At 32.7% G+C, this 18,595-nt stretch carries 23 protein-coding genes; 8 read left to right on the forward strand and 15 right to left on the reverse strand.

Annotated elements, in window-relative coordinates:
* Position 1 precedes the first annotated feature (1 nt).
* Together Q0951_RS09765 and Q0951_RS09770 are read left to right on the forward strand one after the other, a co-directional pair.
* Positions 2–1,003: an MlaD family protein gene (locus Q0951_RS09765; protein ID WP_299336400.1), complete on the forward strand. Its 1,002-nt coding sequence runs from the start codon at positions 2–4 to the stop codon at positions 1,001–1,003.
* Positions 1,000–1,488, forward strand: a complete 489-nt coding sequence (locus Q0951_RS09770) for a hypothetical protein (RefSeq protein ID WP_299336401.1) — start codon at positions 1,000–1,002, stop codon at positions 1,486–1,488. Before Q0951_RS09765 ends, Q0951_RS09770 begins: the two co-directional genes overlap by 4 nt.
* Here the strand turns inward: Q0951_RS09770 and Q0951_RS09775 are convergent.
* From Q0951_RS09775 to Q0951_RS09820, 10 genes are all read right to left on the reverse strand, one after another.
* The gene (locus Q0951_RS09775) at positions 1,482–2,582 is read right to left on the reverse strand and encodes a DUF6544 family protein (RefSeq protein WP_299336402.1); all 1,101 of its coding nucleotides are present in this window, start codon (positions 2,580–2,582) and stop codon (positions 1,482–1,484) included. The two genes, Q0951_RS09770 and Q0951_RS09775, sit on opposite strands and share 7 nt — an antisense overlap.
* Positions 2,583–2,858: 276 nt before the next feature.
* The gene (locus Q0951_RS09780) at positions 2,859–3,230 is read right to left on the reverse strand and encodes a GerW family sporulation protein (RefSeq protein ID WP_299336403.1); all 372 of its coding nucleotides are present in this window, start codon (positions 3,228–3,230) and stop codon (positions 2,859–2,861) included.
* Positions 3,231–3,241: 11 nt separating this feature from the next.
* The gene (locus Q0951_RS09785) at positions 3,242–3,703 is read right to left on the reverse strand and encodes a hypothetical protein (protein ID WP_299336404.1); all 462 of its coding nucleotides are present in this window, start codon (positions 3,701–3,703) and stop codon (positions 3,242–3,244) included.
* A 181-nt stretch (positions 3,704–3,884) separates the two neighbouring features.
* Complete coding sequence (locus Q0951_RS09790; RefSeq protein WP_299336406.1) at positions 3,885–4,649, reverse strand: GNAT family N-acetyltransferase; 765 nt, start codon at positions 4,647–4,649, stop codon at positions 3,885–3,887.
* Between the two features lie 12 nt (positions 4,650–4,661).
* Positions 4,662–5,030: a hypothetical protein gene (locus tag Q0951_RS09795; RefSeq protein ID WP_299336408.1), complete on the reverse strand. Its 369-nt coding sequence runs from the start codon at positions 5,028–5,030 to the stop codon at positions 4,662–4,664.
* 41 nt (positions 5,031–5,071) lie between these two features.
* Complete coding sequence (locus Q0951_RS09800; RefSeq protein WP_299336410.1) at positions 5,072–5,539, reverse strand: pyridoxamine 5'-phosphate oxidase family protein; 468 nt, start codon at positions 5,537–5,539, stop codon at positions 5,072–5,074.
* A 16-nt stretch (positions 5,540–5,555) separates the two neighbouring features.
* On the reverse strand, positions 5,556–6,065 hold the full coding sequence (locus tag Q0951_RS09805) for a hypothetical protein (RefSeq protein ID WP_299336412.1): 510 nt from the start codon (positions 6,063–6,065) through the stop codon (positions 5,556–5,558).
* Between the two features lie 78 nt (positions 6,066–6,143).
* Entirely contained in the window at positions 6,144–7,361 is a 1,218-nt protein-coding gene (locus tag Q0951_RS09810; RefSeq protein WP_299336414.1) for a metallophosphoesterase, read from the reverse strand.
* Positions 7,358–7,951: a CDP-alcohol phosphatidyltransferase family protein gene (locus Q0951_RS09815; protein ID WP_299336416.1), complete on the reverse strand. Its 594-nt coding sequence runs from the start codon at positions 7,949–7,951 to the stop codon at positions 7,358–7,360. Before Q0951_RS09815 ends, Q0951_RS09810 begins: the two co-directional genes overlap by 4 nt.
* A gap of 37 nt (positions 7,952–7,988) precedes the next feature.
* Positions 7,989–8,354: a hypothetical protein gene (locus Q0951_RS09820; RefSeq protein ID WP_299336418.1), complete on the reverse strand. Its 366-nt coding sequence runs from the start codon at positions 8,352–8,354 to the stop codon at positions 7,989–7,991.
* Positions 8,355–8,446: 92 nt separating this feature from the next.
* On the opposite strand from Q0951_RS09820, the gene Q0951_RS09825 reads away from it, so the two are divergent.
* The 3 genes from Q0951_RS09825 (at position 8,447) to Q0951_RS09835 (ending at position 9,870) form a co-directional block, all read left to right on the forward strand.
* Positions 8,447–8,626 carry a hypothetical protein gene (locus Q0951_RS09825; RefSeq protein WP_299336420.1) on the forward strand — a complete coding sequence of 60 codons (180 nt, stop codon included), beginning with the start codon at positions 8,447–8,449 and terminating at the stop codon, positions 8,624–8,626.
* Positions 8,627–8,840: 214 nt separating this feature from the next.
* Positions 8,841–9,473 carry a hypothetical protein gene (locus Q0951_RS09830; protein ID WP_299336422.1) on the forward strand — a complete coding sequence of 211 codons (633 nt, stop codon included), beginning with the start codon at positions 8,841–8,843 and terminating at the stop codon, positions 9,471–9,473.
* 4 nt (positions 9,474–9,477) lie between these two features.
* Positions 9,478–9,870, forward strand: a complete 393-nt coding sequence (locus Q0951_RS09835) for a hypothetical protein (protein ID WP_299336424.1) — start codon at positions 9,478–9,480, stop codon at positions 9,868–9,870.
* Between the two features lie 39 nt (positions 9,871–9,909).
* Here the strand turns inward: Q0951_RS09835 and Q0951_RS09840 are convergent, their stop codons facing one another.
* The 5 genes from Q0951_RS09840 to Q0951_RS09860 all read right to left on the reverse strand — a co-directional run bounded on the left by Q0951_RS09840 (position 9,910) and on the right by Q0951_RS09860 (position 14,549).
* Positions 9,910–10,818 (reverse strand): mechanosensitive ion channel domain-containing protein, encoded by a 909-nt coding sequence (locus Q0951_RS09840; RefSeq protein WP_299336426.1) that lies wholly within the window; start codon positions 10,816–10,818, stop codon positions 9,910–9,912.
* Positions 10,819–10,913: 95 nt separating this feature from the next.
* Complete coding sequence (locus tag Q0951_RS09845) at positions 10,914–11,588, reverse strand: ABC transporter ATP-binding protein (protein ID WP_299336428.1); 675 nt, start codon at positions 11,586–11,588, stop codon at positions 10,914–10,916.
* A 1-nt stretch (position 11,589) separates the two neighbouring features.
* Positions 11,590–12,852: an FtsX-like permease family protein gene (locus Q0951_RS09850; protein ID WP_299336430.1), complete on the reverse strand. Its 1,263-nt coding sequence runs from the start codon at positions 12,850–12,852 to the stop codon at positions 11,590–11,592.
* On the reverse strand, positions 12,852–13,934 hold the full coding sequence (locus tag Q0951_RS09855) for an efflux RND transporter periplasmic adaptor subunit (protein ID WP_299336432.1): 1,083 nt from the start codon (positions 13,932–13,934) through the stop codon (positions 12,852–12,854). Before Q0951_RS09855 ends, Q0951_RS09850 begins: the two co-directional genes overlap by 1 nt.
* Positions 13,935–13,937: 3 nt before the next feature.
* Positions 13,938–14,549: a WG repeat-containing protein gene (locus Q0951_RS09860; RefSeq protein WP_299336434.1), complete on the reverse strand. Its 612-nt coding sequence runs from the start codon at positions 14,547–14,549 to the stop codon at positions 13,938–13,940.
* Positions 14,550–14,739: 190 nt separating this feature from the next.
* Between Q0951_RS09860 and Q0951_RS09865 the strand changes: the two genes are divergently transcribed.
* The 3 genes from Q0951_RS09865 to Q0951_RS09875 all read left to right on the forward strand — a co-directional run bounded on the left by Q0951_RS09865 (position 14,740) and on the right by Q0951_RS09875 (position 18,593).
* Positions 14,740–16,620 (forward strand): PAS domain S-box protein, encoded by a 1,881-nt coding sequence (locus Q0951_RS09865; RefSeq protein ID WP_299336436.1) that lies wholly within the window; start codon positions 14,740–14,742, stop codon positions 16,618–16,620.
* Complete coding sequence (locus Q0951_RS09870; RefSeq protein WP_299336438.1) at positions 16,617–17,666, forward strand: response regulator; 1,050 nt, start codon at positions 16,617–16,619, stop codon at positions 17,664–17,666. The genes Q0951_RS09865 and Q0951_RS09870 overlap by 4 nt, the downstream gene beginning before the upstream one ends.
* Before the next feature lie 84 nt (positions 17,667–17,750).
* Entirely contained in the window at positions 17,751–18,593 is an 843-nt protein-coding gene (locus tag Q0951_RS09875; RefSeq protein WP_299336440.1) for a universal stress protein, read from the forward strand.
* Positions 18,594–18,595: the final 2 nt, after the last annotated feature.

An 18,595-nucleotide genomic window follows, 5' to 3' on the forward strand; every position in this document is an offset into this window, starting at 1 on the left:
CATGAAACAAACGAAACCACAAAAATTAAGATTAGGACTCTTTGTCATTATTGGTACTATAATATTCATTACAGCAGTTTACCTCATTGGACAACGGCAAAACATGTTTAATAAAACCTTTACCATAAGCTCTTATTTTCAGAATGTGAACGGTTTACAACGTGGAAATAATGTACGCTATTCAGGAATTGATATTGGTACAGTTAAGGATATTGTAATGATCAATGATTCAACCATACAGGTGCATATGGATATTCAGGAGAAGATTATAACGCATATCAAGAAAAATGCTATTGCTACCATTGGTTCTGACGGATTAGTTGGTAATATGATTGTAAATATCGTTCCTGGACAAGGATCTGCAGCATTAATTAGTAATGGAGACATCATTGCATCCTATAGTAAAATTGGTGCAGATGATATATTAAGCACCTTAAGTGTAGGATCTGAAAATGCTGCCATACTAACTTCCGATTTACTTAAAATAACCACAGCAATGCTTGAGGGTAAAGGCACTGTAGGACTTTTACTTAATGATACCATCATGGCTCAGGATCTCAAACAATCTGTAAACAACCTTAAAATGGCAAGTAAAGGTGCAACTACTACTATTAATGAATTGAATGACATCATTTCCAATTTAAAAACAAATGACAATACAGTTTTAGGCATGGTTTTAAACGATTCAATTTCTGGTCAGAAACTCAAAAATGTGGTTAATAATCTCGAAACATCAAGTAGTGAAATAGAACATGTTTTAACTAATATCAATAGCGTAGTTGAGGATCTCAACTCAAGCGAAGGGGCTTACAATTATATTGTTAAGGATACAGCTTTAGTAAATAGCTTGAGATCTACGCTAAATAATATTAATGAAGGTACAGACAAGTTTAATCAAAATATGGAGGCCTTAAAACACAATTTCCTGTTTAGAGGATACTTCAAAAGATTAGAACGTCAGGCTAAAAAAGTTGAAAAAGAAAAAGAAAAAGAGACACCATGAAAATAGAACATTTAGAAGAACGCGTCATTGACTACAAAAACTCAATTAAGACCGTTGTTGATAAGAAAACACTCTGGGAGACCAAAACCAAAGCCCTTATCAGTAAGACATTAAAAACCATTTGTAATACCTATGATATTGGATGGAAAGTACAAGAGTTGAAATGGATAGGTACTAATGAAGCGGTTAACATTACTTTTGATTCATTTCCAAAGGAATTAATAGATTGCACTAATCAAATTCCGGCATATCAATTTATAGTTGGTGGCGCATTGGTGTTTTCCCAATCCTACAGTGGAGATGTACATACCTTCATATTATTTCCTTATATGGAACAAGTCCCTTTAGACAACAGTAGCATTGAGTTGGAGACCTATGATCCAAAAATGATTTCTGAAAAGCTCATTATTGAAAAAGTCGATGAGTTTTTAAAAGAAATGATCAAATGGGAAGTCCCAACTACCAAAAACAAATTAGGTTATTGATAGATTTGTTTTGTATTATACTCTAAAACAGTGACTTCTAGATCAAGCCAATGAAAATCGCCTTCTTGTAATTGCCAAACTACTTTGCTTTTATTTGGTACTGAAATACCATTAAATGATGCATGTGAAAGCATGTGTATCGTCCACTTTTCTAATGTAGCATCATTACTACCTCCAAAATATCGCATAGCTGAAAAGGACTGAATATCCCCTTCAGGAGAAAAAGTAAATACTCCCGAAACAGATTCTTCTTTGAGATCAAAGGTAGCTCTGGCAGAGACCTCATCAATAGCTTCCCAGGTAATATAAGGTTCAAGTGCGGCTGAAGGATTCCAACAAATCTCACTCAGGTAACGAGTCATGGCTCCTGAGTTAATCTTAGGAGTCTTTCTTTGATTTACCATAGGAATGAATCCTGCGAGTTTTATAAGCATCTCTCCTTCTCCACCTAATAGTTTATCGCAACCTTGCATTTGTACTAATGATGTCAAATTTACTTTCGTTTTCCATATAAATGAAGCTTTAGAAACATCAAAATATTGTACAGCCTTAAATGGCATCCACTGACTTTCAGGTTTAGTTCTCATAGTTCCTTTTTGTTTCAAACGTACTGTAGAAACCCTTTCCTGGCCAATCACTCCAGAGTGTTTTAACCAACGTTGAACAGGAACAGGTAGATGTCTGATATTACTATCGTTGATAACTGTTATACTAGATGTTTTTGCGTGGGCGAATAGAGTTTTAGCAGCAAGATCAGCGTTCTGGTTAAAACGATAAGTACTGTAACTTATGATTACAGCTATTAAAATAATAATATTTAGAAGTGTACCATATTTAGCATCTTTCCAAGTAATAACAATTAGAATCTGAGATAGTATAATGGCAAGAAATCCAATATAAAACCAATGTTTATGCGTAATATATTGTATCGCAGATACAATAAACATAATAAAAACAATAAGCCATAAAGCTCCTGCAGGTTTCGAAATACCTAATAATTGTTGATTGACATCAGTGGCATAAAACGCTCTGATAAAACCTGTAAGATGAATTAGACCATGAATACCAAGTAGTATTGCAAAGACATACTTCATATAATATGTGTTTTAAATTTTAATGACTTTACAAGCTAAACAAATAGAATTGTGGATAGTATCAGCATTAAAACCGTAAACAGCAGTTTTAATTTTAATCGAATTTTCATAATAGCACATTATTGATTAACACTAATATATCCATTGACTCAAACGTTTGAAATGATATTGGTCAGTTTAGATCCGATTAAAAAAAGTAAAAGAAATTTCTCTATATAAAAAAGCTTGAATATCAAATTCGAAAATTGAGATTCAAGCTTTACATTAAACCTCTTACTAGTTGACTGCTTCTGGCTGTTGAGATTTGTTCTTAGCCAGTTTTTCAATCAAATCAGGTACTTTTTCAAATACTGATGCTAAACCACCAGATTTTCCTGCTTTAATAAAAGAAATTTCATCGTCTTTACTCACTAAAAAACCGATAGGTTCAATACCTACACCTGCTCCTGCTCCCATGCCTTCGCCTCGTTTCCCTTTTGCTTCAGTACCTTCGCCTCCACCAGAGCCAAATCCCATTCCAACTTTAATTACAGGAACACACTTAAAGTTTCCTAATTCAAATTGGTCTCCAACTACAGTTTCTGTTTTGGCTTCAGACTTTATAAAGTCTGTTATTTTTCCTAATAATTCTTCAAAATGTAATTCCATGATATACTGTTTTAAATGTTAATAAATGATCTAATAATGCGTATTGGTCTATTCTGTATAGAGAGCAATACCTTGTTTCGTCCTTCAAAATTGACATTAAGGGCACTTCTACTATAGAAATTTAAAAAAGCAAAAACTGGATACAGTTTAGCATTTGCAATACAGTTTCCTGTATCGATATCTAATTGAAAATCCACAACTTCAAATGATTTTAATACTCTCACTACCTTTTTTACTGGAATTGATTTACGTGTGCTTTTTTTAACTGCTTTTGTAGACTTATCTGACTTATCTCCAGACCTGAGCTTTAGCGGATACAAGAAAAAATCAAAACGAAACGCTCTTAAACGAATTTTAATAATCTCATGCTCATCAGCTTCAATACTTGCTTTGGCTAATCCTTTTACTTTGATGTAGTACTGATGTGTTGATGTATCAATAACCAAAGTAACTGGCACAAATAATACGTACACAATTAATAGTAAAAGCAATATTGAAAGTATATAAAGTAACATCGTCTTACTTTTGATACAAAGTACGACCAACAATCAATCTAATACAATGATATTCATCAACTTAGACTACAACTTACAATCATTCAACAATCAATTTAGAAGTTGTGATGTTTTTATTAATTCTCCAAAAAAGTAGTTTTTAATTTTTAAGCTCTTTTTTTAAAATATTTTTAAATCGAGTAGCGCTGATGTAATGATCTTCAAGGAGTTTACCGTTGTGTAGCAAATTGAAAACTCCAAAACCTGATGGTGCACGCTTTGCATCTTTAACAGTTTCTATTTTGGTCACTTTCAGATCGATACCAAAATCCATAGCTGTATTTAAAAGGTCAAATGCCGATTTCTCATGCCATGGACATTGGTCAGCGTAGACTAAATTCCAACCTTGATACTGTTTTTGCTGTTTGGTCCAATCTATTAGTTTTGGATCTTCTGCGTCAGTATTCCATTTTTTAGATAATAATTCAAAACGACCTCTTTGGTCAACTTGTATAAATCCAAGGTTTTCAAAAATATCTTTTTTGGTAATCCAGGAGCCATTACTTGTCATTACACACAAACCTGACATCCCAATTCGTTTTGCTTCCTGTTCAGCATCATTGATTAACATAGCACCATATCCATTATGTCTGTCTTTTTTTGAATACACATACAAGCAATGAATAAACATAAAATCGTTATCATCAACAGGTCTCCAGACTTTTGAAACTGGAACATACTCAATAAACCCTATCATTTTACCAGTTTCGTTTTTAAGAATTTTTATTTTAAGTCCGTCCTTAAATCGCTTTTCAAACCAGCGTCGTTTGCTTTCATAACCTGGTTTCTTGATATCCTTGATACAGAAAAGAGTTTCGGTCTCCACATTTTCTGGCGTGACTTCTACAATACTTAATGTGTCCATAATGCAAATCTTTTAATTGTGCTTTCTTATATACCAACTTAAAACAAATAGCGAGCCCAGAACAGGAATTAGTGCAGTTAACACAAAGGTAGACCACCAAAAATTCGGACCACTAAAATTAAAGAAGTAGACCAATCCTATTCCGTAGATTACAATAAGTATACCTCCAAGCATTTCACGTTTCCATGCTATAAAAATGAGCATAATTAAAACAAACCATGGTAGGGCATTCGGACTATTTTTAAATATTGCCATAAGATTGCCTCCGTAGTCCAGAGAACCAGACAGCAGTGAAAATGCCAGCAAAACACCAGCAATCAATAGTAAACTATAGCGTGCTGTATATCTCAAAAGGTTTGTTGTTTTATTATAAGCACTCATGACTTCTTTTTATAATTTTCATAAATTGTATGAGAGCCTAATCAAATCGTACTTTCATGTCGTCTCATTTTGCCAGTAATTTCTTCAATCTTTATTAAAAAAATAATTGGAAAATCATCTTTGAAAATTTTACTGGAAAACTGACTAATAAAATCTAATTTCCGATGTTCTTTTCTAATGATTAAATCTTTCACACCCAAAGAGAAATCATGCAGATGAGCTTTAGCATTACTTCCCTCTAACTCTTCATATTGACCATGAATTAATACAGAATCCCAAACATTGACAGAATCTATTTCTGATACTTCCATACAAACAGAAGGTTTTTTTCTCATGGCTTTTACTTTATGACCTTCGGCTGAATAGCCAATTATAGCATTTATTTTTTCATCGAAAAAGTATGTTACAGGAACTACAAACGGTTTATTCATATAAGTATATGCCAGATGTCCTATATAATTATTGGTGAGTATATGTATGCATTCTTTATGTTTCAGAGTTCTAATCATGACAATAAAAATTTGTTTATTTTTTTAGTAGTATTTCCAGTTTATTAATGGCTTTTGTTGCCATAAGTGATACATTTTCAGGTTTTGATTCTCCAGTAATGGCATCAATCTCATCCATTTTATAGGTGCCCTCACCAGAGGTGGTTATTACAACCATGTTATCGATATCTGATTTGTTTTTCTCTATAAACGTTTTGACTTCAATTGGAGGTTTCCAATTTTCCCAAGTATGAACAAGTAATACAGCATTATATAACTCGGAATCAATAGTTTCTAATGCGGAAACATCCACTACATTAATAAATATGGAATCATTTTCAAAATGTTCTACAACATGCTTGGTGACACTATCTTTAAATTCACTGCCTTGAGTGGCGATGAGAAGCTTTTGATTGTAATGTTTAGAGTTCACCTGAAAAGCATCTGCTTGGTCCATAGAAAAGGTATACTGATACCAAATGGCAAATACAACCAATGCTCCCAGAACAATGAGTAGCATAGCGACTATTTGTTTTTTTCTTGACATATCACACATATATTTATTGTCTTGTCAAGATAATTAATACCTGATTTTTTTACTATGATATAAATCAGTTATAACATATTATGCGCAAATCAATTCTAAAAATGTGATCTCAGGTCTCATACCTAAACGTCCAGGAAATCCTAACCAGCCGATACCTCTGTTGACATAGAGATATTGTTCACCTTCGTTATAGAGACCAGCCCAATATTTGTAGTTGTATTGTATTGGGCTCCACTGAAAACTTTTTCGCTCAAAACCAGCTTGCATACCATGTGTATGACCAGAAAATGTGAGATCAATATTTGTTTGATTAAGTACTTCCTCAGACCAATGGGTAGGATCATGTGATAGTAAGATTTTAAATGATGAGTCTTCAACCGTCTTTAGAGCTTCCTGCAAATCTCCATACTGTTTAAAAGGTGGTTTTCCCCAATTCTCAACACCAATTAAAGTTATGTTATCATTGTCATGAGTTAGTACCTCTGAGCTGTTTAATAAAAGCTTAAAATCTATGTGTTTAAAAAATTGTTTGATCTGATTAAAATTGTCTTGCTTTTCATCATCAGTCATCCATTCACTATAATCTCCATAATCATGGTTTCCTAAAATTGCATACTTTCCATAGTTTGCTTTTAATTGTTTGAACACATTATGCCAACCTCGTAATTCCCAGGCATAGTTATTTACCAAATCGCCTGTAATAAAAATATAATCAGGAGCTAAACTGTTAATCTTTTCTACCACTGGCGCAAGCACATGATATCTGTAATTAAAACTTCCCAAATGAATATCTGACAATTGAACAACCTTCAAGCCATTAAACGTTTTTGGCAAATTCTTGAACCTTACTTTACGATGATACACTTTAAAGCGATAAGCTGATTTAAAAATACCGTATACAATAAAGAAAAAAGGAATAAATCCAGACAGCAAACCAACCAAAGGAACAATGATCAACGATTGGGTTTCTGAGAACATATAATTTAAAAAGTATAAGATTGAGATAATAATCACAAATAGTAATTTTGGAACAAAAGAAGACACTGTGAGTCCATAGAGTGAGGATATCAGAATATGCTTTCGTCTTGGGTCCATACTGTCCAATCTTATTTTTAATAGAATGATAGCAGTAACCAGACCAAATGTAAATAGCCAAAACAGTGTGTGAATTGCTATTTTCAGAACTGAAGAGCTTATAAACTGCGTTATAGATTGCAGCCAATAAAATGCTAAAATATCCAGAACAATAATAGCAACACACAACATAAGAATGGTGAAAAACGAATAACTCCTCATGGCTTTCCTTCTTTTAAACGTCTTTTATCCTTGTAAGCCCAGTAAATGCCCTTAACATCTGAAGCCCAATTAGGATACATAAATATAAGGGTAATCTCTTCAAAGGTCTCTAGTAGACCAATCACAATCATGATATAGAAAAGCGTAAGGTCTGGTTCAAAAAATAAAGCATGAAGAATAAATACACTTTGCATGATGGCAGATAGCTTTGCAAGATAGGTATGGAATGCTGTAGCCTTTCCGTATTTAAAATACGCAATCAGCATTTGAACAATGTAAGGTACAAAAGCAATGAGGATGATGACATGATTGGTCTTTATAAATTCGGTTTCAAAATAAAAGAGTCCGATCAATCCAACAATTAAGGTAATCTGATCTCCAAAAGAATCTAGTTGAGATCCTCTCGGACTAGTAATTTTGAGTTTTCTGGCAAGAAACCCATCAATAGCATCTGTAGAATAACTAACCAATAGAAAAGACGCAAAAAACAGTTGTAGGTCAAACCATATCAAACCCAATAAAAAAGGCGCTGCAGCAATGCGATAAAATGAAAACCAATCGGCAATATTATAATTTTTAAAGGTGAGCATATCATCGTATTACAACGTTAAAATCAAGACTAAAATCTTATATTTTGATAATATCTGTTGGTGTTTCCACTAAAATAGCAATATCCCCTCGCAAGGCAATGGGCTGTTTCATAATTTCGGGATGGTTCCGAATCATTTTAATCCAGTCATTTTCAGAAAAATCATGATGTTCAAATTGTCTTGTATATTCGGGATGTTCCTGATTAATAAAATCTTCAACTTTAATATTTAAACGATTGGCTAGTTCTACTATTTGAGTTCCTGTTAATTTTGTTTTTAAAATATCAATCTCTTGCACTGGCAAACCTTCAGCTTTTGCATAGGCTAAAGTTTGCTTAGCTCTTACAGAATTTGAGCTATAAAATAAGGTGATTTGACGTTTAGAAGTGGCAATTTCTCCCATGATTATAGATTTTATTCATTAAAAATAATTGATAATTCAAGATCTGGAAATGATTTTCGTCATCTTATAAACTCTGTATAATGATTAGTTTTATGCAAATCAAAACACATACTATCATGAAAAAAAATAGTGTCGCCGTTATATTTCTCACATTAGGAATTATTTGGACCATTATGGGTCTTGCCTTTTATCCAGATACAGGCATCTGGCCATTGGGCATTATATTCTTAATTGTTGGAATGATTATCAAGATTGGATCTGTGAAATTGTAATATTGACACAACTACAACCTGATACAGAAAGACTTAAGTTTTGAGTGTTTGGTTTCTACATATCCATGAATCTTAACTTTTCTTCAACATTTCAAATGTTAACTACAAGATTAGTGCGAGGTTCAAAAAAGTATTTCGGCGAGTTCAAAATTGATAATTATCATTTCATTGGCAAGTTGATTCTTATACATTTATAAAGATAAAATTTAAAGTCATGAAAGCTTATATTTACTTTATTATAATGGCCTTATTTACAAGTTGCTCTAGCACCAAACTCACTGATAGTTGGTTAAATAGTGCCTACACAAATTATCAACCAGAAAAGACACTTATTATTGGCTTAACCGATAATCTTACCGGAAGGATAGAATTTGAAGAACAGTTAAAAAAAGAACTATCTAACCGAGGTGTTGCTGCTGTTGAAAGCTACAATGTTTTTACGCCTAAATTCACAGATATAAAACAAACCGAAAAAGATATTGAGAAAGAATTGAATAGACTATCCAAAGACGGATTTGATGCTGTATTAATTTCAGCAGTAAAAGGTGTCGATGAAAAAGTATCTTACAGCGGTGATAATTTCAGAACACGTTACTATTGGAGACGCTTTGGTAGATATTATTATTTGGCACAAGATGTCTATTATACAGAAGGCTATTACACTAAATATAAAACATATCATATAGAAGCATCCTTATACGATTTGAAAGAAAATGATGAAAGAGCATTAGTTTGGGTAGCTTCATATGATATTGTAGATCCAAAACAGATCAATTCTACTGTAGCCAATTACGTTACAGCTATAATCAAATCACTTGAAGATAACCAAATTGTACCTAAAAACTAGACCTATGAAAGCCATTAGACATTATTTAGTACCTGTTTTGTTACTTATACTGATAGGTCTTGAAAGTTGTGGACCAGTCATTATATCATCAAGACCTGCTCACCCAACACCGCCTTGGTTTTATCCAAACAGAGTGGTAAATGTAAGATACATCTATTTTCCAGATCATATGATATATTACGATTTATCTCTACGCAATTATATTTATTTTGATAATGGTGTTTGGTTGTCTGTCAATGTATTACCTAATCGTTTCAATACTATTAATCTTAGACGTTCACGACAAATAAGAATCAATAATTATTTTGGTGATAATATACGGGAATACCACAGAGACAGCAGAACAAAATCTCAAGGAAGGCGTACTACAATTAATGAAAGAACTAACAGAAATTAACCTCAAAATCAGAAGATTAAAGTTTATTAATACTCATAATTAAGACTTTATATCAACTTGTAATTCTGGAATTTTAATAAGCTCTACAGTTGCAGAAGCTATTATTATTTTCCCCATTGTGTTTTCAATTTCAAGTCTGATTCGATCATTTAATAGATGCTTAACTGAACGGCGTTTCTTATAATCCACAATATATCTCAAATTAAATTGTATCCAATTATCTGTTAGTGATATAGCTAATGTTGGGTCAATTTGAGCGTCTTCGATATAATATTTACTCACGACATCCTTCCATTGTGATTTTGACTGTTTTGTATATTCTGATAGGATTTCAGAAGCTATTTTTATAACAATCGATTTGGCTAGTTCTATATCTGAGCCATATCTAATGGGCAGATTAAATTCATCCCAAATAAATGGAAAATCCTGAGAGTAATTATAAATTGGCCCCTTGAATACAAAAGCATTACTCAGTTTCACAATACGACCACTGTAATTATCACTACTCACCCATTGACCAATTTCCATCATAGTTGTGTAAATACTATCAATATCAATCACATCGCCTTTAATTCCATTGATTTCAATACGATCTCCAGGCTTGTAAACTTTCACCAGAAAAATATAAATAGAACCTGCCACACTCAAGATTAATTCCTGAAGTGTAAACGCTATTCCTGCTGTAAACAAACCAATAATAATGGTAAAATCTTTAATAGCACCTGAAAAATAAGTAACAGCTAATATGACAAGCAGTATATAACCAAATATTTCAATTCCTTTTTGAGTTTTATAACGAACTACAGTACTAGATATCTTCTGTTTTAAATAGCGCCTGATCAATTGAACACCTATTAAAATGATAATAAGAATTATAGCAAACTTGATCATACTCCAAACTAAGGCATTGTTATCAATCCACTCCCTAATGTGTTCTAATTGAGACATGATAATACTAGTAATTTTAATTAAACGATATTGAATTTAATTGATTTTAGACAGCTGCAAAATGATATTAATCACTTACACTATTGAGGTTTTAGTTAAAGTAAGATCTTACCATCTCCCATGCGAATAATACGATCTGTTTTGTTTGCAAAGTCTTCGTCATGAGTTACAATAAGCAGCGATAAACCTTTGTCTTCACTCAACCCTTTAAAAATATTGAATACATTCTCTGCATTATGACTGTCAAGGTTTCCAGTTGGTTCATCACCCATAATAATTGAAGGATTATTGATCAATGCTCTTGCAATAGCCACACGCTGCTTCTCACCTCCTGAAACTCGTGAAGCTCTTTTTTTTGCCAAATGGTCTATGTGCAACATTTTTAATTTTTCCATAGCATCATGTTCAATCTCCTGATGTGATTTTTCAGCAAGTTTTTTAGCTGGTAACATCACGTTTTCCAACACTGTAAATTCTGAAAGTAAATAATGGAACTGAAACACAAAACCTACATGTTTATTGCGTAAGTAAGATAAATGCTGTCTGTCCTGACCTGTAACCAACTCATTATTCAAATAGAGTTCTCCTTCGTAATCTGTATCCATGGTGGACAGTATGTATAATAATGTAGACTTACCACATCCAGATTTCCCCATAATTGATACAAACTCGCCTTGTTTCACCTGAAAATTAATATCCTTTAAGACATGAAACAGCAATGGCTTTCTAAAATACTTATTGATATGTTTTGCTTCTAATACAACACTCATATTACTGACCTCTTATAATTCTTACTGGATCTATTTTTTTAGCTTTCTTAGATGGTAAATAACCCGCTAAAAATGTAGACAACATGGCAAATGAAAAGCCTATTAAAAAGAATAAAGGATTCATATTAATAGGATACGTTTCTACAGTTGGTAAAGCTTCTGTTTGAAATGGAACTGTTCCAATTAAAGTCGCCAATACATAACCAATAATCAAACCTAAAACGCCTCCAACAAATCCAATGATCATTGCTTGGCTCATAAAAATAAGCTGTACATCTGTACCAGAGAATCCTGTGGCTTTTAAAATGGCTATATCATTCATCTTCTCATAAATAAGCATATTTAAAATGTTATAAATCCCAAATCCTGCTACAATTAGAAGAGTGATGGAAACCGCATAAGTAATCAAGTTTCTAATAGTAGTACCCGTTTCAAATTGTGCATTTGCTGTTTTGATATCTATAGCTTTTAAATCAAATTGTTGCTCTATCTGTTTTGCTAATGGCACTGCCTTTTCAATATCAAAAAGTTTTATGTTGATGTCTGTGATGTAATTATTGGCTTTCCCCAAAATACGCTGTACAGTTTTGACATTTGTAAAACTTTGAACTGCATCAAGATCAGCAATTCCACTTTGATAAAACCCTACTATTTTCAAAGGAAAAATACCACCATTTATCGGACTCACCTGAACGCGATCTCCAACCTTTAAAGACATCTTTTTAGCAATACCTATACCCAATAAAATTCCATTATCTGTGGTTTCTAAAGCTTCAGCAGAACCTTCTACAATATAATCTGCCATATTGAAGAAGCTTGCCTCATCAACTGGATTAATCCCAGTAAGATTACCTCCTATTTCAATAGATCCAGCGATATAAAATATTTGAGTTTTTACCTGCGGAAGTGCTGCGCGAACACTACTATTTTCTTCAAGATAATTAATGATTGGAAGCGCATTATGTATTTTTTTTTGACTCAACTTTGGCTTGATGGAATGGACTACATTGAAACTTCCTTTTAGATCATCATACAATGAAATGGGTTGTTGTTTAGAAGGTTCAATCTCATTATACACATGTACATGTGGTGTTTGGTTTAGGATAAGATCATCTAACATGGTATTTAAACCTGTCATAAAGCACACTAAAGTAATATATGACCCAATACCAAAAGTGACACCAAGTGCTGCAATAGATGTCTGCTTTATTTTAGTCAGCAAATGTGTTTTAGAAATATTTAATATAACAGGCCAATTTGCCATTATTCTGGTTTATAGATATAAGTATCTTTAGTAATTCCTGAACGGACTTCTACGTATTCCATATTTTGTAATCCGATGGTAATTTGTTGTATTCCATCTACCGTTTTAACTTTATCACTATCAATGATGTAATCCTTCGGAATAGTAAGTGCATGATCTTTTTTAGCAATAATTATATTGGCCTCACCTGAGAGTCCAGGATAGAGCACATCTGGTGGATTATGAAAAGTAGCCTCAACCTTAAAAGTCTGGTTACGCTCGTCTTTTTTTGGATAGATCTTGGAGACTTCCCCTTTAAAGATACGATCGCGATAAGCATCTAAATTAATGAGAACCTCCTGTTTAATCTCAATTTGAACAATGTCAACTTCATCAACTAACATTTCAATAACAAAACTTGAAGCACTACCAATGGAAGCAAGTGGTTCTTGGGTGTTAATAATTTCACCTGGTTCTTTGTACAATGCATATACCTTACCGTTCATTTTGCTTTTTACAGTAAAATCTTTGGTATTAATGAGTGTCGACTCATAATTATTCTGTGCTTGGCCTACGGCAGTTTTTAATTCGTTATATGTTCTGTTATACTTACTCTGTAATAGTTTGAGTTTATTTTGCGACAACTGATAACTGAGTTTCTTATTATCGTAAGTGGCTTTGGAGCCAATTTGCTGTTCCCAAAGTTTTTTTTGTCGGAAATAGTTAATCGAATCATTTCTGCAGTTAAGTTTAGCAGCTTCAATTTCATCTCGAATACTTTCTAACACTGCTGAACTCCCATTGTAGTTATCCTTAGCTAGCTGTAATGCTAATTTTGCATTTTGACTATTTAATTTAGGCGTACTATTGATGATTTCCATAATAGGTTGATCTTTAACAACAATGGCTCCTTCCTCCAATAGATTTTGATCTAAGATCCCAGCTACTATCGCGTATACTTGATATAGACTATCGGGTTGTATTGTTACAGAAGAATATACCGATTCTGTTAAGGCCATTTCTGAAGGTTGTATTTTATCTTGTGTTTTTGAGCACGATAGAACAACCAATAGTAATATGCATATTTGAAGTGATGCCTTCATAAATCATTCAATTGATATTATAGACCAAGTGTTATCATCGTTTAAAAATGCGAATAAATTATCTGAAATGTGCTTTGCACTTATTTTTGGCGGACATCTCAAAAACTTTTTATCCAGAATGACATTAGTACGTTTCGGACTCAAATATCCCAGGACATTTCCGTTGGTATCAATCACAGCTTCAAGATATTTATCGTAGGATACTGTTTTGTTAAGCGCTTTATTTTCACCAACGACTTCTTTTAGTAGTTCTAGCGCAATTGCTTGTCCGTTATAAAAATTAGTAGCATTTAAAAACTTTGGCTCAACAACTGTATTACCTGTTTTGTCTATAAAACCAAAGTATGAGATTCCATTTTTCTGTTCTACAATAAGACACCTGTCGTCGGCAAAAACAGGATAGTTTTTTCCCTCCAATTCAGATATTGCAATGTCCGCTCTAAAGTTAATCACTACATCTCCTTTGGTATTTATAAAAGCCCACTGATTATCTTTTTTTACAGCAGCCATTCCATTTTGAAATGGTGAAATGTAATCAAGATTTTCCATCGACTGTGAAAAACTCAAAAATGGTATCATAACCAAACTCAAAAATAAAAATCGTAGTGTTCTCATGGCATTAGTGTTTTAATTTCAATAAGACAAAGGTAGCATCCAATTAAAGCTTATAAAATGATATTCATCAGACATTTATCAAATGATATAGGCTACAAAATTCGTCTTTATATACTGAGCGTTTTAGTCGTTTTTTTGGCTTAAAATTCGTAACTTTCGTAATACGAAAACTAACCCTAAATAATCAGTTATGTTTCCGCAGGATCAGGAAATATTCAACATTTTACTAGCCTCGATTTCAGAGGGTGTGGTTATTGTTGACAATCAGCAAACCATTGTAGAAATAAATACAGCTGCTGAATATATTTTCGGATATAAAAAAAATGAGATTATCAACAAGAATTTAAATCTTCTCATTCCTTCAAATTATCACAAAGCTCATCAAAAGCATTTTGAGTCGTTCATAAAAAAAGGAAAAACACGCACCATGGGTGAAGTGAGTGATATTTTCGGCCTTAAAAAAAGTGGCGATATTATTCCTATAGAAGTAGAACTCAATCCATTTAAAGTATATCATAAATACTATGTTATGGCATTGATTAAAGATATTTCACAAAAAAAAGAAATTGAAAAAGATCTCATGCTAAAAAGTAGCGCGTTGCAATCGGCTCAAAATGGTATTGTTATCACAGATGCGCTAAAAAAAGACAATCCTATTATATATTTTAATACTGCTTTTCAAAATCTTACTGGATATTCACGTAAAGAGATATTAAATCATAATTGCAGGTTCTTACAAGGGAAAGACAGAGATCAGGAAGCACTGAATGCACTCAGAAAAGCCATAAAAAAAGGTGAGAGTTGTCAGGTTACAATTCGCAATTATAAAAAGGATGGCTCAATGTTTTGGAACGACCTATACATCATGCCAATTACTAACCAGAACGGTGTAATTACCAATTTTATAGGCATACAAAATGATGTATCTAAGCGTGTGAAAGCTGAAGAAGAACGTAATCATTTTGCCAAAATATTTCACGAATCATTAAATGAGATCTATGTTTTTGACACAGAAACTTTAAAGTTTATCAACGCCAATTTTGGTGCACAAAAAAATATTGGTTACAGTTTGGAAGAGCTACAAAAGATGACGCCTTTAGATATTAAACCGCTTTATACTGAAAAGCAGTTTAGACAAGAAATTGAAGTACTTAATAAATCAAATGTCGATAAAATAGAGTTTGAAACTGTACATAAACGAAAGGATGGTTCTACCTACCCTGTTAATATTCATTTACAAAGATCACGATTAGGCGAAAAGGATATTTATGTTGCTATAATTCTTGACATAACCGAACAAAAAAATTATACCGAAAAACTAGAGGACACTGTTGAAGAACGAACTGAAGAACTGCGTGTTGCTCTGGCTTCAGAGCGAGAACTAAATGAGTTAAAGACCAAGTTTTTGTCTTTAGTGTCTCATGAATTTAAAACGCCTTTAAGTGCTATACAATCGTCAACCATTTTACTCAGTAAATACCAACAAGAGCATCAGCAAAACAAACGTGACAAACATATAATGACCATTTCAAATAAGGTTACTTACCTCAACAATATCATCAACGATTTCTTATCCCTAGAAAAACTCGAAAAAGGTAAAATTAATTATAAGTTCACCAACTTCAAACTCAGTAAGGTAGTAAACGAAGTAGTATATAATGCTAATATGCTACTAAAAGAAGGGCAACAAATAAATTACCCAGAAAATATAGATGAGATATCACTTTATCAGGACGAAAAAATATTGGAATTGGCATTGACCAATTTGGTAAATAATGCTGTGAAATATTCACCAGAGAATACGACTATTGATATTGACATTGTTCAAAATGATACCGTTACTATTTTCAAAGTAAAAGATAATGGCATAGGAATCCCTGAAAAAGACCAGAAAAATATATTCCAACGGTACTTTAGAGCAGAGAATGTATTATTAACTCAAGGAACTGGTATTGGATTAAATATTGTAAAAGATCATTTAGAAAATTTAAATGGTGAAATCTATTTTGAAAGCAAAGAAAATGAAGGTTCTATCTTTATAATGGAACTTCCAAATAAAGCCGAAACATGAAAAAAGTACTATTAATTGAAGACGATGCTGTATTACGTGAAAATACTGCCGAACTTTTAGAGCTTTGTAACTATGAAGTGATAACCGCTTCAAACGGCAAAATCGGTGTAGACAAAGTCAATCAATATGTACCTGATATTATTATCTGTGATATTATGATGCCAGAACTTGATGGTTATGGCGTACTTGAAGCTTTGTCAAAAAAGGAAGTCACTAAATTTATCCCATTTATTTTCTTATCTGCTAAAACCGAAAGACAAGATGTTAGAAAAGGGATGAATCTAGGTGCAGACGATTACATTACCAAACCCTTTACCGAAGATGAACTCATTAGTGCTATTGAGAGCCGTTTAGCAAAAGTAGCTATTATCAATGATCAAAAAACAAGTCCTAAGATACAAGAGAGTTCAAATGATGAACTTAAATCATTGAATGATCTAAAGAATTTCTTTGACGATAATGGTGTGATTTTCAATTTTAATAAAAATGAAGATATTTACATTGAAGGTCACAGTTCCAACTATATCTATTTAATTACCAAAGGTGTTGTGAAATGCTATATTTTTGATGAAAAAGGCAAGGAATTAACTACTGCATTACACAAAGAAGATGACCTATTCGGATTTACATCTTTTACTGAAAACATGCCTTATCAAGAAACAGCAACAGCATTAAAAGATACTGAAGTTGTTGCCATTACAAAAACAGAACTTAATGATGTTCTGGAAAAGAATCATAAAGTTACGTTAGAGCTCATACAAATGCTAACAAGTGATTTAACCGGAATAAAAGATCAGCTTCTACAAATGGCTTATAGTTCAGTGCATAAGAAAACAGCCTCTACACTCTTAAAGTTTGCTGCTAAACTTAATAGAAAACCAGAAGATCCAATAAAAATATCTCGTAGTGATCTTGCCAGTGTTGCTGGTATAGCTACCGAAACCTTAATTAGAACTATGACCGATTTTAAAAAGCAAGGGCTAATTGAAATGGAAGGCAGAAATATCAAGATTGCTAATCTCGAAAAATTAAAAAGCATCTATTAGCCTTCTAATTATTTTCAAAAATGATGGATATCATTTTATAACATATCGTCTCTCTGTAGCTTTGTTAGTCTAGACAGATTGATGATGAAAAATATATTACTACCCACAGATTTTTCAGAGAATTCATGGAATGCCATCGAATATGCATTACATTATTTCCAAGATACCAAGTGCAATTTTTATTTGCTTCATGTCAACACATTGGAAAATCTTATAGTAGGTGACACGCACTATATCCCATCTCATGAAGAGATAGAAACTATTTATATCAAACCTACCAAGTCAAAACTTAAAACAATTTTAAGACGTATAAGTCAGAAATTTGACAACAATGATAATCATAAGTTCTACACGCTAACAGATTATAATTTCTTTTTAGAATCAGTAAGAACACATGTTGATGAAAAGAGAATAGATATGATTGTTATGGGTACAAAAGGAGCTTCTGGCATAAAAGAATTCATTATTGGCAGCAATGCTGGAGATGTCATTACAAAAGTAAAATGCACCTCACTAATTGTACCTGAAAACGCAACATATGATACGTTAAAAGAGGTTGCATTTCCAACAGACTTCTCATTATCCTATGATATTCAAACACTCGAGCCTATATCTGAAATACTGAGCAAAAAAAATGCGATTCTGAGAATTCTGCATATTATTAAGAAGGATGAATCATTAAACTCAGATCAGGAAAGGAATAAAGACCTGCTCGAAGACTTTTTCGAAGGATTTGAATACAGTTTCCATTATCTCACCAATAAAAAAATAGAAGATGCTATTCAATGCTTTGTTGAAAGTAGAGATATTGATATTATTGTGATGGTAGCCAAAAACCTAAATTATTTTCAACATTTATTGTTTCATTCCAGAGTTGAAAAAATTAGCTACCACACAGACATACCGTTTCTAGTATTACACGAATAAAT

Origin of the sequence: uncultured Psychroserpens sp. (assembly GCF_947501425.1) — a bacterium.
Classification (GTDB): domain Bacteria; phylum Bacteroidota; class Bacteroidia; order Flavobacteriales; family Flavobacteriaceae; genus Psychroserpens.